Genomic DNA, 15,059 nt, shown 5'->3' with positions numbered 1-15,059 from the left:
GGTGCAGGTGATGGTGCTGGGAGGGGAGGAGGTTTCCGTGGCGGGGGCGGGCCGGCAGGTGCCGTCGTCGCGCCAGACGGCCCAGGAGCTGAGGTCGTTGGGGACCGCGCCGGCATCGCTGTCAGGAGGTGATGGAGTACGAGTCCCCGTAGACGCTCCAGTACAGGGGGGGTGTTGAGGTGGAGGTTGCCCTCGTTGAGGAACCTGCGCTGCGCGGTGCTGACCCGCGTGGTGTCGCTGTGCGCCTCCTCCTTGAGCATCTCCGCCTCTCGCTCGTCGAGGAAGGCGTTCAGGAACGCGACCTCGTCGCCGCCCTGGGACGGCGGCTTGACCCGGGAGACGGCGCGCGAGCGGATCGCGCGGAAGCCGTCCTCGCCGTGCATGACGGCGGCGTCGTAGTAGGCGAACTGGCCCAGCGCCTTCAGGCCGTCCGTCTTGGCCTGGGAGACGGCGGGGTTGAAGTAGACCCGGTCGCGCTCCTCCTCCTGCGTCTGGGTGAAGACGGAGTCCTGGGCGGCGGTGCGCCAGGCGTTCTCGAAGGACGTGCCCAACCCGGCATGTGAATCAGTGCCGTTGACCTCGCGCAGCGCCGGGAGGTAGGGCGCCAGCGGGTTGCTCGGCTTCTTCTGGGTGTAGCGCTCGACGAGGTCGAGCATGTCGCCGGTGCCGGAGCAGAAGCCGACGATGCCGGCGGTGTAGCCGCGACCGTCGCCGATGTCCTCGATGTAGGCGAACTGGGCGCGCCAGTCGAGGGAGGAGTTCTCGAAGGAGGACACCAGTTTCATGGCGTTCTCCTTCTTGTACGGGTCGTCGAGGTCTGCGCTGCTCGACGGCGGTGGCGTGGTGGGGCTGGGGCTGGGGCTCGTGGTCGAGCCGCTGCCGTACGCCTCGACCTCGTAGAGCGAGTAGCCGTAGGCGGTCGCGCGCTGGGTGCCGTACACGCGCAGGTAGCGCCCGGAGCCACTGACCGTGAGGTCGTCGGTGCCGCCGTTACCGGTTGTGGTGCTGTAGACCTGTCGCCAGGTGGAGCCGTCGTCGGACAGTTCGACACGGTAGGACTTGGCGTACGCCGCCTCCCACTTGAGCACGACCCGGCCGACGGTCTGTATGCCGCCCATGTCGACGCGGATCCACTGTGGGTCGACCCCTTCGGCGCTGGCCCACCGGGTGCTGGTCGAGCCGTCGACGGCCTTGCCGCCCTCGAAGCCGGCGCCCTCCACGGAGGAGACCGACGTCGGCCGCCCCGCGAGCAGGTTCGTCGTGCTGTCCGGTGGCGTGGTGGGGCTGGGGCTGGGGCTGGTGGCCGACCCGCCGTAGACCTCGACCTCGTAGAGGGAGTATCCGTACGCGGTCGCGCGCTGGGTGCCGTACACGCGCAGGTAGCGTCCGGAGCCACTGACCGTGAGGTCGTCGGTGCCGCCGTCGCCGGTTGTGGTGCTGTAGACCTGTCGCCAGGTGGAGCCGTCGTCGGAAAGCTCGACGCGATAGGACCTCGCGTACGCCGCCTCCCACTTGAGCACGACCTGGCCGACGTCGGTCACCGAGCCCAGGTCGATCCGGATCCACTGGTTGTCGACGCCTTCGAGGCTGGCCCAGCGGGTGGAGGCGGAACCGTCGACGGCCTTCGCGGGCTCGAGGCCGGCCCCCTCCACGGAGGAGGCCGTGACGGTCTTGCCGAGCGCGAGGTTGGTACCGGCGGCGGACGCGGGCGTGAGCCCGACGAAGCCGGCGACCAGACCACCGGTGAGGACGGTCGCGGTGATCGCCTGCCAGAGCATGGTGTTTCTACGCATGACTGTGCCCTTTCCGTTCAGGAAGCAGTCCAGGAGGAGGGGGAGGGGCAACGGCACGGCTGGGCGCCCTTACGGCGCCGCACAGGGACGGTTGCGGGAACTCCCGGCTCGGTCCGAGCCGGTGACGCTGTGTATAGAGAGTTAGGAAAGGTTCCTAACAGGTTGACCGGTGAGACAGTAGGGCTGTCGTCGCGCAGGGCGCAACCCCTACTGACCAGTAAGACAGTAGGAGTTGCCGTCGCGCAGCACACAACGTCCCTACTTTGCAAGGCGGTTGGTGCGGCCAGTCATGGGAGCCTGGCTGCCCCTACTGGAGGCCGCACGGGGGCGATGACGTGCTGGAGGGCGTCGCCGGGACGGCGGATGGGCGCCTCAGCGACGAGCCGGCTCGCCGGAGGTCAGCCACCGCCAGCGTCGGCGCTCCGTGACAAGAGTGGCTGCCGCCAGCAGGGTCACGGGGCCCGCGGCCCAGGCAGGCCAGGCCAGCCACGAGGACGCGACGGCTGCGGCGAGTTGGAGAAGCACCAGAAGGATCGTGACCCAGCCCGGCACTGCGATGATCACGTTGGTCTTGTCCCCGGGCGTGGAGAAGCACGTGGGAAGGCCGACCAGGAGCACCACGGACAGGACGGCGAGCGGCCACGAGTGGCCGGCCAGCGCCCAGGGGGTCGCCACCCACGCGACAAGTTCCAGTGTGAAGCGCAGAACGGACGCGGCACGGTCGTCCGGTCGTACCGAGATCGTTTCAGCGTCGGTCACCCGCGTAACGATCTCACGGCCCGCACCCAACGGCCAAGGTCCTGGGGGCCGTTGTCCGCCCTCGCCAAGGGTGGTCAGGTGCTCGGGGCGGCGGCCGCCTCCCCTTCCGGCTCGGCGACGGCGGCGGTGTCGCTCAGGCCGAGCCGGAGGTGCTCGACGTGGTACAGCGCCTGGTCGAGCAGTTCGCAGACGTGGTTGTCGTACAGGGAGTAGACCACCGAGCGGCCCGTGCGTGTGCCCACCACCAGGTCGAGGTTGCGCAGCAGGCGCAGTTGGTGGGAGCAGGCGGACTGCTCCATGCCGACCTCGGCTGCCAGCTCGGTCGCCGGGAGCGGTCCCTCGCGCAGGCGGGAGAGGATCAGCAGCCGCGACGGGGTGGCCAGCGCCTGCAGCGTGGCGGCCACCTTCGCGGCGTTGTCCGCGGTGAGGCGGCCGCGCGGGACGCGGCTGGCGGGGGGTGCGGCTCCATGACCCATGCGCCCATCGTACGTCGCCCCAGCAATGCATGAATTGATGTTCATGTGTTCCTGTTATGGTGATGGGGGTTGCTCGCCGTCCGGTCATGTCTTCGTAAGGACCCCTGTTTCGATGTCCTCCACCCTCACCCGTCCGGCGCTCGCCGGCGACGCGGCCGTGGGCGACGCCGCCGCGCCCCGGCGCCGTACCCGGATCTTCACGCTGCCCGAGGCCCGCTGGGCGGCGACCGCCCTGGTGCTGTTCCTGATCGCGCTGCCGCTCCACCTGCTGGGGGCGCCGTCGTGGTCCTGGGGGCCGCTGTTCGCCCTCGTCTACGTCACCGGCGGCTGGGAGCCCGGCTGGGCCGGACTGCGGGCGCTGCGGGAGAAGACGCTGGACGTGGACCTGCTGATGGGCGTCGCGGCGCTGGGAGCGGCGGCGATCGGTCAGGTCCTGGACGGCGCGCTGCTGATCGTCATCTTCGCCACCTCCGGCGCCCTGGAGGCGATCGCCACCGCGCGCACCGCCGACTCGGTCCGCGGCCTGCTCGACCTGGCCCCCACCACCGCCACCCGCCTGCGGGACGACGGCACCGAGGTGACGGTCCCCACCGGGCAACTGGCCGTGGGCGACACGATCCTGGTGCGTCCGGGAGAGCGGGTCGGCGCCGACGGCCGCGTCCTGGACGGCGCGAGCGAGGTGGACCAGGCCACCATCACCGGCGAGCCGCTGCCGGTGGCCAAGGAGGCCGGGGACGAGGTGTTCGCCGGCACCCTGAACGGTACGGGCGCGCTGCGGGTGAAGGTCGAACGCGACCCGTCCGACTCGGTGATCGCCCGGATCGTGGCGATGGTCGAGGAAGCCTCCGAGACCAAGGCGCCCACCCAGCTGTTCATCGAGAAGGTCGAGCAGCGCTACTCGATCGGGATGGTGGTCGCGACGGTCGCGCTGTTCGTGGTGCCGCTGCTCTTCGGCGCGGCGTTGCAGCCGACGCTGCTGCGGGCGATGACGTTCATGATCGTGGCCTCACCGTGTGCGGTGGTGCTGGCCACGATGCCGCCGCTGCTGTCCGCGATCGCGAACGCCGGACGCCACGGCGTCCTGGTCAAGTCCGCCGTGGTGATGGAGCAGCTCGGCCGGATCGACGCGGTGGCGCTGGACAAGACCGGCACGCTGACCGAGGGCACCCCGCGCGTGACCGGCATCCGCCCGCTGGCCGCCTCCGGGCTGAGCGAGGACGAGCTGCTGGTCCTGGCGGCGGCGGTCGAGCACCCCAGCGAGCATCCGCTGGCCCGCGCCGTCGTGGACGCCGCCCGCGCCCGCGGCCTGGACGTCCCCGTGGCGGAGGACTTCAGCTCCGTCCCCGGCACCGGGGCGACGGCCACCGTCGGGGGCAGGGCCGTCGCGGTCGGCAGTCCCGCCCGGCTGCTGAACGGCCGGGACGACCACCCGGCCGCCGTGGTCGTCGCCCGGCTGGAGGAAGAGGGCCACACCGCTGTTCTGGTCGAGGTCGAAGGCACCCCGGTCGGGGTGCTGGGCATCGCCGACCGGCTGCGCGAGGAGGCCGCCGCCACCGTCACCGCCCTCAGCGGCCTGACCGGCAGCACTCCGGTGCTGGTCACCGGCGACAACCCGCGCGCCGCCGCCCGTCTGGCGGAAGAGGTCGGCATCACCGACGTCCGCGCGGGACTGCTGCCTCAGGACAAGGTCGCCGCCGTCCAGGAGCTGGAGCGGGCCGGGCGCAAGGTGCTGGTGGTCGGCGACGGCGTCAACGACGCTCCCGCGCTCGCCGCCGCCCACACCGGCATCGCCATGGGCAGGGCCGGCTCCGATCTCGCCCTGGAGACCGCCGACGCCGTCGTGGTCCGTGACGAACTGGCCACCATCCCCACCGTCGTCGCGCTCTCCCGCCACGCGCGGCGCCTGGTGGTGCAGAACCTGCTCATCGCCGCCGCCTTCATCACCGGCCTGGTCGTCTGGGACCTGGCCGGAACCCTGCCACTGCCGCTCGGCGTCGCCGGGCACGAGGGCTCCACCGTCATCGTGGGCCTGAACGGCCTGCGCCTGCTGGCGGATTCGGCCTGGCGCCGCGCCTGCGGCGCGAACGGCGAGTGAGCCGCCGCAGCCGCGACGCCGCCCCCATGAGCGCGGGGGCGGTCCGCTGTCGGTCAGCGGACGCTCGGGCCCGCTGACGTCCAGGAACTGACCGACGGTTCACGTCCGCGTCGACGGCCCGCCACGGCTGTCCCGGTGCCCGCCATGGCTGTCCGGTGCCCGCCGCGGCTGTCCGGTGTGAGCCCGGGCGTCCTTCAGGAGGCGTCCGCCGGGCCGGGCTGCGCGGGCACGGTGCCCTTCGGAGGCTCCGGCGTCGACGTCGGAGCCTCGTCGAACTGGCGGGCCGCCCGGTCGAAGTAGCGGAGCAGTTCCACCGGGAAGGGCATCACGAGCGTGGAGTTCTTCTCCGCCGCCACCTCGACGACGGTCTGCAGCAGCCGCAGCTGCATCGCCTCCGGGGTGTCGGACATGATCCGCGAGGCGTTGGCGAGCTGCTGCGCCGCCTGGAACTCGCCGTCCGCGGTGATCACCCGGGCCCGCCGTTCGCGCTCCGCCTCGGCCTGCCGGGACATCGACCGCTTCAGCGACTCCGGCAGCTGTACGTCCTTGATCTCGACCCGGTCGATGTGCACGCCCCAGCCGGCCGCCGGGCTGTCGATCATCAACGCGAGCCCTTCGTGGAGCCGCTCCCGGTCGGACAGCAGATCGTCCAGGTCGCTCTTGCCGATGATGGAGCGCAGGGACGACTGCGCGACCTGGCCGACGGCGAAGGCGTAGTCCTGCACCTCGATCGCGGCGCGAGAGGGATCCGTGACCCGGTAGTAGACGACCGCGTCGACCTTGACGGACACGTTGTCGCGGGTGATGCCTTCCTGCGTCGGGATCGGCAGCGTCGCGACCTGGACGTTCACCTTCCGCATGCGGTCCGCGACGGGGATCAGGAAGGTGATGCCGGGCTGCCGGTGGCCGGGCAGCGCCTTTCCGAAGCGGAACACGACGCCACGCTCGACCTGATTGACCACCCGCATCCCGCTGCGCAACAGCAACAGGAGGAGGACGACCACGACAACGACTCCGACCACAGCGCTCTCCATGGCGCCCTCCTTCACGAAACCGGTTCGACATCGGTGAGGACGACCGGGCGGGATCCGTGGATGCACCGTCAGCATCAGGAACACGTCAAAATGTCGGGGCACGGTACGGGCGCGGTCCCGTGCCCGTACCCGTCCCCGTGCCAGTCCCCGTGTCGGAGCGTGGCGGGGGCCGGGCGCGCATGATGGAGGAAGAGTGCGTGGGCGTGGTGAGGTGCATCGGTAGGAGCCCCGGATGGCGCGAGGACGATTGCGGATCTACCTCGGGGCCGCCCCGGGAGTGGGAAAGACCTACGCCATGCTCGAGGAAGGCCAGCGGCTGCGCGCGAGCGGCGCGGACGTCGTCGCCGGATTCGTCGAGCCGCACGGCCGGCGGCCGACCGCCGCGATGGCCGAGGGCCTGGAGACCGTCCCGCGACGCACCATGATCCACCGCGGGGCGGCCTTCACCGAGATGGACCTGGACGCGATCCTCACCCGGCACCCCCAGGTCGCCCTGGTGGACGAACTGGCCCACACGAACGTGCCGGGCTCCCGGAACGCCAAGCGCTGGCAGGACGTCGAGGAACTCCTCGATGCGGGGACGGACGTCGTCACCACCCTCAACGTCCAGCACCTGGAATCGCTGGGCGACGTGGTCCGGCAGATCACCGGTGTTCCGCAGCGGGAGACCCTGCCCGACGAGGTCGCGCGCCGCGCGGACCAGATCGAACTGGTCGACCTGCCGCCGGAGCTCCTGCGCCGCCGCATGCTGCACGGAGAGATCTATCCGTCCGACCGCGTCGAGGCCGCCCTCACCCACTACTTCCGCGTCGGCAACCTCACGGCCCTGCGCGAACTCGCCCTGCTGTGGCTCGCCGACCGGGTGGAGGAAGGACTCCAGCGCTACCGCGCCGAGCACGGCATCACCGCTCCCTGGGAGACCCGCGAGCGGATCATGGTCGCCCTGACCGGGGGCCCGGAGGGCGAGACCCTGATCCGCCGCGCGGCACGGGTCACCACCCGTACGCCGGGCAGCGAGCTTCTGGCGCTGCACGTCGTGCCGAGCGACGGACTCGTCCACGCCGATCCGGCCGCCCTCGCGGCCCAGCGTGCCCTGGTGGAGTCACTGGGCGGCCGTTATCACCAGACCACCGGCGACGACCTTCCCGAGACCCTGCTGCAGTTCGCGGAAGCCGAGAACGTCACCCAGATCGTGCTGGGCGCCAGCAGGCGCGGACGGATCTCCACCTTCCTGTACGGAAGCGTGGGACACCGGACGATCCGGCGTTCGGGCCCGATCGACGTGCTCGTCGTGACCCACGAGGAGGCCGCCGGGCCGTCCTCGCCCCTGAGGCTGCCGCACCCGACGCGCGCCACGGGACCACGGCGCTTCCGGGGCGCGATACTGCTGGCCGCGATCGCGCTGCCGGCACTCACGTCGCTGCTGGTCGCGCTGCGCGGCCAGGTGGACCTCGCCCTCGTCCTGGTGCTCTACCTCCTGACCGTCGTCGTGGTCGCCCTCGTCGGCGGGCTGATACCCACACTGATCTCCGCATCGGCCGCCGGGCTGCTCGCTGACTACTACTTCACCGCGCCCCTGCACTCGCTGAGCGTGCAGCACACCTCGGACGTCCTCGCGCTGCTGCTCTTCGTCGTCACGGCGGTCGTGGTCGGCTGGGCCTCGGGAACGGCCGCCCACCGCACGTACGAGGCCGTCCGGGCGAGATCCGAGGCCCGCGCACTGAGCAGGCTGGCCACCGCCCTCATGCGCGGCCAGGACCTGCCGGCTCTGCTCGAACAGGTCAGAGAGGACTTCGGCCTGGACGCGGTCAGCCTGCTGAAGGAGGACACGGAGCACCCGGCCGAACCGCGCTGGTCCGTCGTCGCCGGCGCCGGAGAGAACCCGCCGGAGCGTCCGTACGACGCGGATGTCGAAACGCCCGTCGACAGCTCCGCCCCGGACGGACTGACGCTGGCGGCGCGCGGTCGCACGCTGAGCAGTGACGACCAACTCGTACTCCGCGCGTGCGCCGCGCAGTTGGTCATGGCGTACGAGCACGGGAGGCTCGCCGCCGCGGCGGCCGAGACCGGGCTCCGCGCCGAGGCCGAACACACCCGGGCCTCGCTGCTTCTCGCCGCGAGCCGTGATCTGCGGGAACCGCTGCGCACCGCGGAGGACGCGTTGCGGCGTCTCTCCGTCCGACCCGCCCCGTCGAAGACCCGACCGCCGGACGAGGAAGCCGGCCGCCTGCTCGAAACGGTCCGGTCCTCGGTGCGTCGCGCCAGCCGGCTCGTCACGGACCTCGACGACCTCAGCCGCCTGCGCGCCGAGTCCCTCGACCTCTACCTGCGCCCGGTCGACCTCGACGAGGTGCTGACCACGGTCCTGGACAACCTCGGCCCCGGCAGCGAGAGGATCCGCTGCACCCTGCCCGATGACGTACCGGACGCCCTCGCCGACGCGGCGGTGCTCACCCGGGTCCTCTCCGCCCTGACGGCGGAAGCCCTGCGCCACACCCCGCTCGACGAGCCCGCGCACGTGACCGCCGAGGCGAGGCCCGGGCGGCTGGCGATCCGCGTGGGGGACGGGACCTCCGACGGGGTCGGCGGCGCGACACCGGAGACGACCGCGGTCGGCCCGGCGGACAGCGTGATCCTCCGCCTGGCCGGCGACCTGACCGAGGCCATGGGCGGCACCCTGGACTCCGTGGCGTCCAGGACCGGATTCGCGATGCTGCTCACGCTTCCGACGGCGGTCGCCGGCACGGCTCGGCAGCAGTCGTAGCCGCACCTCCAGCTCCAGGTCGCAGGGGTACTCCTGGCCCCCGCAGGAAGGTGGCGATGCGGAGGTCCGCGCCACCCCGGTCTCGTTCGTTCAAACGATTGATTGAGAGCCGTGCGCGCGGTAGCTTCCCCGCATGTCCGACACCAGTCGCGAACGCGTCATCGCCGCGGCCACCAGGCTCTTCGCCGAGCACGGCTACGACCGCACGACCACCCGGCAGATCGCCGCCGAGGCAGGTCTCAACCTGGCCACGGTCAGCTATCACGTGGGAGGCAAGAGGGAGCTGTACCAGGAGGTGATGCGCCGCGCGCACGAGGCGGAACGGGCCGTGCTGGCCGAGGCGTTGGCCGAGTTCGCGGCCGCCCCCTCGCCGGCGGCGGCCGTGACGGGCCTGCTCGACCGCTACCTGGACTTCTGCCTCGACCAGCCGCAGGTACCGGCGCTGTGGATGCGCCGCTGGCTGGAGGACGCGGCCGAGGTGACCGATCTGGAGGCGGCCTACGCCCGGCCGCTGATCGACTCCGTGCACCGGACGGTGGCCGCTGTGCTGCCGGCTCAGGGCCGGCGGTCCGCCAACGACCTCGAGATGACGATCTGGACCGTGCTGTGGACCACCCACGGTTTCTGCCGCGCCGGCGTCCTGGACGCCGCCGGGGCACGCCGGGGCGCGAAGGACCCCGCGGCCGTCGCGCGGTTCCGCCGCCATCTGCGCGCGACCGTGCTGCGGGACCTCGGGCTGGCCGAAGACCCGGCCGAAGCCCCGGCCGAAGCCCCGGCCGAAGACCCGGCCGAAGACCCGGCCGAAGACCCGGCCGAAGCCCCGCAGGAGGCCGGGAAGTGACCGCCTCCGCGGTGCCGCGGCGCCGTCTGCTCGCCTACGGTCTCGGGTCGGTCGGCACAGGGGTCTTCTCCACCGTGCCCGGCCTGCTGCTCCTGTACTTCATGACCAACGTCCTCGGCGTCCCCGCCGGAGTCGCCGGGCTCGTGGTCACCCTGCCCAAGGCCTGGGACGTGTGCCTCAACCCGCTGGTCGGCGCCACGAGCGACCGCGACGCGGTCCGCACCGGACGTCGTACCCGGCTCCTGCTGGTGGGGACGCTGGCGCTGCCGGCCGCCTTCGCCGCGATGTTCCTCAGCCCGGTCACCGGCCGGGCGGGAGCCGTCTGGGTGGCCGTCACCTTCGTCCTCGCGGCCAGCGCCTTCTCCTTCTTCCAAGTGCCCTACGTGGCGCTGCCGGCCGAGATGTCGGACGACAGCCGGGACCGGACCCGGATCATGGTCTGGCGGGTCGTCTGCCTCACCCTGGGCATCCTCGTGGCGGGCGGCCTCGCGCCGGCCGTCGTCGATGCCGCGGGCGGCGGCCGACGCGGCTACGCGGTCATGGGACTGAGCGTGGCCCTGGTGATCGGCGCGGCCGCGGCGATCACCACCCTCGGCACCCGCTGGGTCCGCTCCCGCCCCGGCCCCGAGCCGCTGGGACTGCTCGCGGCGTTCCGTACGGCACGGGGCAACCGCGCCTTCTTCGCGCTGCTCACGGCCTTCGTCGTACAGGCCGCCGCGGTCGCGGTGATGCTCGCGGCCGCGCCCTACGTCGCCACCTACCAGCTCGGCTCCTACGGTCTGACCTCCGCCCTGTTCGTCTGCCTGGTCGCCCCCAGCGCCCTGGCGGTACCGGTCTGGGGGAAGGCCGCCCGCAGGTTCGGCCGCCTCCGGTGCCTGACCGCGGCCACCCTCGGCTACGCACTCGCCGCGGCGGCCCTGCTGCCGGCCGCCGCGGCCTCCTCCGTCCCCGTGGTCCTCGCGCTGTGCGTGCTGCTCGGCATCTGCTACGCCGCACTGCAGGTGCTGCCCCTCGCTCTGCTGCCGGACACGGTCCTCGCCGACGCCGCCCGCACCGGGCACGCCCAGTCCGGCGCCTTCACCGGGCTGTGGACCGCCGGGGAGACCGCGGGTCTGGCGATCGGCCCCGGGGCGTACTCCCTGGCCCTGGCCGCGACCGGCTTCGTCTCCGCCACCCTGGACCACCCCGTGGTGCAGAGCCCCGCCGCCCGCACCGGCGTTCTGCTCGGCTTCAGCGTGGTCCCCGCCGTACTGATGCTGCTCTCCCTTCCCGCGCTGCGGACGTACGGCCGCCGCCGCACCGCCGCCGCGCCCACGACCCCCGAGACCGTGAAGGACCCCGTCTGATGCTGCCGCACCCCGGCCTGCCCGCCACCGGCCGCCCCGCCGCCGAACTGCTCGCCGAACTGACCGCCCTGACCGCCGCCGACCTGCCCACCCGCGGCGGCCGGACCGCCGCCTATGTCTACGACAGCGGACGACCGGACGTACGGGCCGCCGCCGAGCAGGCCTATCTGGCCATGCTGGAGGTCAACGGTCTCGACCCCACCGCCTTCCCGAGCATCGTCGCCCTGGAGCGCGGTGTGGTCGCCGCCGTCGCCACCCGGCTCGGCGGGAGCCACGCCACCCCCGGCATCTTCACCAGCGGCGGCACCGAATCGATCATCCTGGCGGTCAAGGCCGCCCGGGACGCGCGCCCGGAGGTCGCCTCCCCCGAGATCGTCGTACCGGTCACCGCGCACGCCGCCTTCCACAAGGCGGGCCGTTACCTCGGCGTCAGGGTGCGGACGGTCCCCGTGGACCCGGCGACCTTCCGCGCCGACCCGGCCGCCATGGCCGCGGCCTGCACCGATGCCACCGTCCTCGTCGTCGCCTCGGCCCCGTCGTACGCGCACGGCGTGATCGACCCGGTCGCCGAGATCGCCGCCCTCGCGGCCGAACGCGGTCTGCCCTGCCATGTCGACGCCTGCGTCGGCGGCTGGCTGCTGCCCTGGCTCGCCGAGGCCGGGGCCGACATCCCGCCCTTCGACCTCTCGGTACCCGGCGTGACCTCGCTCTCCTGCGACCTGCACAAGTACGGTTACGCGCCCAAGGGCGCCTCGGTGCTGCTCTTCCGCGACGAGGCCATGCGGCTGCGCGCCTACTACGCCTGCGCGGCCTGGCCCGGGTACACCGTGGTCAACTCCACCATCCAGAGCAGCAAGGGCGCCGGACCGCTGGCCGGCGCCTGGGCCACCCTCCAGGCGCTCGGCGCCGACGGCTACCGCGAACTGGGCCGCGCCGCCCTGGCCGCCACCGGCCGCCTGGTCGAGGGCGTCGGCTCGATCGACGGCCTGCACGTCCTGGGCCGGCCGGACGCCACCCTGGTCGCACTCGGCTCCGACAGCCTCGACCTCTTCGAACTCGCCGACGAGGCCCGGGTCCGTGGATTCTTCCTCCAGCCCCAGCTCAGCCTGGACGGCCTGCCCGCCAACCTCCACCTGACCCTGACCGGGGTCAGCGAGCAGGGCGTCGACGCGATGCTCGCCGTCCTCGCCGAGGCCGCCGACGCCGTACGGCCGCTGGGCCCGCCCAAGCCCCCGGTCGGTCTGACGGCCCTGCTCGACCAGGTCGACCTGACCACGCTGGACGACGCCTCCTTCGCGGCCCTCCTCCCGGGGGTCGGCATGGACGCGGCAGGGGTGGGCGGCGGGCGGATGGCCGCGATCAACCGGCTGATGGACGTCCTGCCGCCGGCCACCCGCGAACTCATCGTCACCCGCTTCCTGTCCGCCCTCTACAGCCCCCACCTCGCGGGCTGACGGCTGCGGACGGCCCTCGACGGGGAAGGTGACGGCTGTCACCCCGTACCCGCCGTGTTCGGTGCTAAAGTGACGCCGATCGATCTCGATCACAGGATTGTTACTCCCTGAGGACGCCACCGTCGTCGCCCCGCGCGATGCCACGGCGGCGGACCGCTGGAGGGGAGGCAAGGCCTGGGTGGCGCCGTGTGCGCGACCCGGGCCTTTTTTGTTGCCCGGATCCGGGTGGGAGAGATCGCGGAACGATGCCGCACGGCAGAACAGGATGCAGGGACGCATCATGAACACACCCGCACCGGGGCCCGGCACGCTGGCGGAGCAGATCCTCCGCGGCGTCGGCGGAGCCGAGAACGTCGAGAGCCTCACGCACTGCGCGACACGGCTGCGCTTCCAGCTCCATGACGGGGAGAAGGTCGACCAGGCCGCGCTCGACGCCCTCGACGGCGTCATGGGGACCGTGCCGCAGTCCGGCGACCGCTTCCAGATCGTGATCGGCGGAGCCGTCGCGAACGTCCACTCCAAGATCATGAACCTGCCGTCGATGAGCGGCGGCGGTACGTCCCGCCCGCAGTCCGACGCCGACGTCAAGGCCGCCGTCCGCGCCAGGGGCCGCGGCCGCTTCGCCTGGCTCGACAACTTCTTCGAGTACCTCTCCGACTCCTTCCGCCCGCTCATGGGCGTGCTGCTCGGCGCCTCGCTGATCATCGCGATCGCCTCCGTCCTCGACGCCCTCGGCGTGGTCGACTTCCGTGCCGAGGACAAGTCCGCCACCTGGGTCTTCGTCGACGCGATGTGGCGCTCGGTGCTGTACTTCCTGCCGATCATGGTCGCCTACAACGCGGCGAAGAAACTGAAGATCGACCCGTGGGTGGGCGCCGCCGTGATGGCCGCGGTGATGACCCCGAACTTCACGGGCATGCTCGCCAAGGACTCCGGGATCCCCGGCATCACCTGCACCACCAACGCGACGCTGGGCACCCAGGAGTGCGTGGCACGCGTCTTCGGGCTGCCGATGCAGCTGAACGACTACGGCGGCCAGGTCTTCGTGCCGCTGCTGATGGTCGCCGTGCTCGCCCTCGTCTACAAGGGCCTGCAGCGCGTCTTCCCGGAGAACGTGCAGCTGGTCTTCGTACCGTTCTTCAGCATGCTGATCATGATCCCGGTGACCGCCTTCCTCATCGGTCCCCTGGGGATCTGGGCCGGCAACGGCCTCGGCGAGGGCATGTCGTGGCTGAACGGCAACGCCCCCATCGTCTTCGCGATCGTCATCCCGCTGCTGTACCCGTTCCTGGTGCCGCTGGGCCTGCACTGGCCGCTGAACGCGCTCATGCTGCAGAACATCAGCACCCTCGGCTACGACTTCATCCAGGGCCCGATGGGTGCCTGGAACTTCGCCTGCTTCGGCGCGACCGCCGGCGTCCTGCTGCTCTCGATCCGCCACCGCGAGAAGGAGATGCGCCAGACGGCCACCGGCGCCCTGGCCGCAGGTCTGTTCGGCGGTATCTCCGAGCCGTCGCTGTACGGCATCCACCTGCGCTTCAAGCGGATCTACCCGCGCATGCTCGTCGGCTGCCTCGTGGGCGGCGTGATCGTGGGTGTCCTGGGCGGCGTGAACACCGAGGCGTTCGCCTTCACCTCCCTGCTGACCATCCCGGTCTTCTCCCCGACGGGCGTCTACGTCATCGCGATCACGGCGGCCTTCGTCACCTCCATGGCGCTCGTGTACTTCTCCGACTACCGCACCCCGGAGGAGCGCGCCCAGGCCAACGCCGAACGCGACGCCGCAGAGGCCGCCGAAGCCGCTGGGGCCGTCGGGGCCGCCGAGGCGGCCGCCCGTGGCGAGGCCGCGGTGACCGGTGACCGTGAGACCGTGGCGGCCGACGACCGGGAGCTCGTCGCCGTCGGCGCCGCCGGAGCCGTCGCACCGGCCGCAGCCGCAGCCGGTGCTGATGCCGCCCCCACGGCAGGCTCCGCCGGGGAAGGCTTCGCCCTCGCGGCGCCGGTCGCGGGCCGCGTGATCGGCCTCGGCGAGGTCGAGGACCCGGTCTTCTCCTCCCGCGCGCTCGGCGAGGGCGTGGGCATCGAGCCGGCCGACGGCCACGTCGTCGCCCCGGCCGACGGCGAGCTGGTCACGGTCGCCGACACGGGCCACGCCTTCGGCATCCGCACCGCGGACGGCATCGAGGTGCTCATCCACGTCGGCATCGACACGGTGCAGATGCGCGGAGAGGGCTTCGACGTGCGCGTCGAAGCCGGCCGGAAGGTCTCCGCGGGCGACCTCCTCGTCGAGGTCGACCTGGACGCCGTGCGCGCCGCGGGGCACCCGACCGTCACCCTCATGACCGTCCTCAACACCGCGGACGTCGCCTCGGTCGAACCGCACGCCGGGCAGGACGTCGCCGCCGGCGCCCCCGTGGTGACCGTGCGACGGTGACGACCCGCCGTCGGTGCGGTGTGTGCACGTGTCCCCTCACGGGGCGCGTGCACACACCGCACC

The 15,059-nt window shown here is 72.3% G+C and carries 9 protein-coding genes and 2 pseudogenes; 6 read left to right on the top strand and 5 right to left on the bottom strand.

Annotation, left to right across the window (positions count from 1 at the left end; translation table 11 throughout):
• Positions 1 to 121 precede the first annotated feature (121 nt).
• From AB0C73_RS17050 to AB0C73_RS17035, 4 genes and pseudogenes are all read right to left on the bottom strand, one after another.
• Positions 122 to 830: pseudogene (locus tag AB0C73_RS17050) on the bottom strand (chitosanase); the annotation flags it as partial.
• Between the two features lie 123 nt (positions 831 to 953).
• Positions 954 to 1,778: pseudogene (locus AB0C73_RS17045) on the bottom strand (discoidin domain-containing protein); the annotation flags it as partial.
• Positions 1,779 to 2,165: 387 nt separating this feature from the next.
• Positions 2,166 to 2,552 (bottom strand): hypothetical protein, encoded by a 387-nt coding sequence (locus tag AB0C73_RS17040; RefSeq protein ID WP_362530233.1) that lies wholly within the window; start codon positions 2,550 to 2,552, stop codon positions 2,166 to 2,168.
• Between the two features lie 74 nt (positions 2,553 to 2,626).
• The gene (locus AB0C73_RS17035; RefSeq protein ID WP_362530230.1) at positions 2,627 to 3,028 is read right to left on the bottom strand and encodes a metalloregulator ArsR/SmtB family transcription factor; all 402 of its coding nucleotides are present in this window, start codon (positions 3,026 to 3,028) and stop codon (positions 2,627 to 2,629) included.
• Positions 3,029 to 3,140: 112 nt separating this feature from the next.
• On the opposite strand from AB0C73_RS17035, the gene AB0C73_RS17030 reads away from it, so the two are divergent.
• Positions 3,141 to 5,123: a heavy metal translocating P-type ATPase gene (locus AB0C73_RS17030; protein ID WP_362530227.1), complete on the top strand. Its 1,983-nt coding sequence runs from the start codon at positions 3,141 to 3,143 to the stop codon at positions 5,121 to 5,123.
• A gap of 194 nt (positions 5,124 to 5,317) precedes the next feature.
• Here the strand turns inward: AB0C73_RS17030 and AB0C73_RS17025 are convergent, their stop codons facing one another.
• Complete coding sequence (locus AB0C73_RS17025; protein WP_362530226.1) at positions 5,318 to 6,157, bottom strand: slipin family protein; 840 nt, start codon at positions 6,155 to 6,157, stop codon at positions 5,318 to 5,320.
• Between the two features lie 232 nt (positions 6,158 to 6,389).
• Between AB0C73_RS17025 and AB0C73_RS17020 the strand changes: the two genes are divergently transcribed.
• From AB0C73_RS17020 to AB0C73_RS17000, 5 genes are all read left to right on the top strand, one after another.
• Positions 6,390 to 8,921, top strand: a complete 2,532-nt coding sequence (locus AB0C73_RS17020) for a DUF4118 domain-containing protein (protein ID WP_362530224.1) — start codon at positions 6,390 to 6,392, stop codon at positions 8,919 to 8,921.
• Positions 8,922 to 9,054: 133 nt separating this feature from the next.
• A complete protein-coding gene (locus tag AB0C73_RS17015) occupies positions 9,055 to 9,762 on the top strand; it encodes a helix-turn-helix domain-containing protein (RefSeq protein ID WP_362530222.1) in 708 nt (235 codons plus the stop codon).
• Positions 9,759 to 11,108 (top strand): MFS transporter, encoded by a 1,350-nt coding sequence (locus AB0C73_RS17010; RefSeq protein ID WP_362530219.1) that lies wholly within the window; start codon positions 9,759 to 9,761, stop codon positions 11,106 to 11,108. Before AB0C73_RS17015 ends, AB0C73_RS17010 begins: the two co-directional genes overlap by 4 nt.
• Entirely contained in the window at positions 11,108 to 12,562 is a 1,455-nt protein-coding gene (locus AB0C73_RS17005) for an aminotransferase class V-fold PLP-dependent enzyme (RefSeq protein WP_362530216.1), read from the top strand. Before AB0C73_RS17010 ends, AB0C73_RS17005 begins: the two co-directional genes overlap by 1 nt.
• Positions 12,563 to 12,842: 280 nt before the next feature.
• Positions 12,843 to 14,996: a glucose PTS transporter subunit IIA gene (locus tag AB0C73_RS17000; protein ID WP_362530214.1), complete on the top strand. Its 2,154-nt coding sequence runs from the start codon at positions 12,843 to 12,845 to the stop codon at positions 14,994 to 14,996.
• The last annotated feature ends 63 nt before the right edge of the window (positions 14,997 to 15,059 follow it).

The sequence above is a fragment of the Streptomyces sp. NPDC048623 genome (assembly GCF_040650755.1).
Classification (GTDB): Bacteria; Actinomycetota; Actinomycetes; order Streptomycetales; family Streptomycetaceae; genus Streptomyces.
The sequence above is the reverse complement of the archived record's forward strand: the minus strand, read 5'-3'. Positions and strand labels throughout refer to the sequence as shown.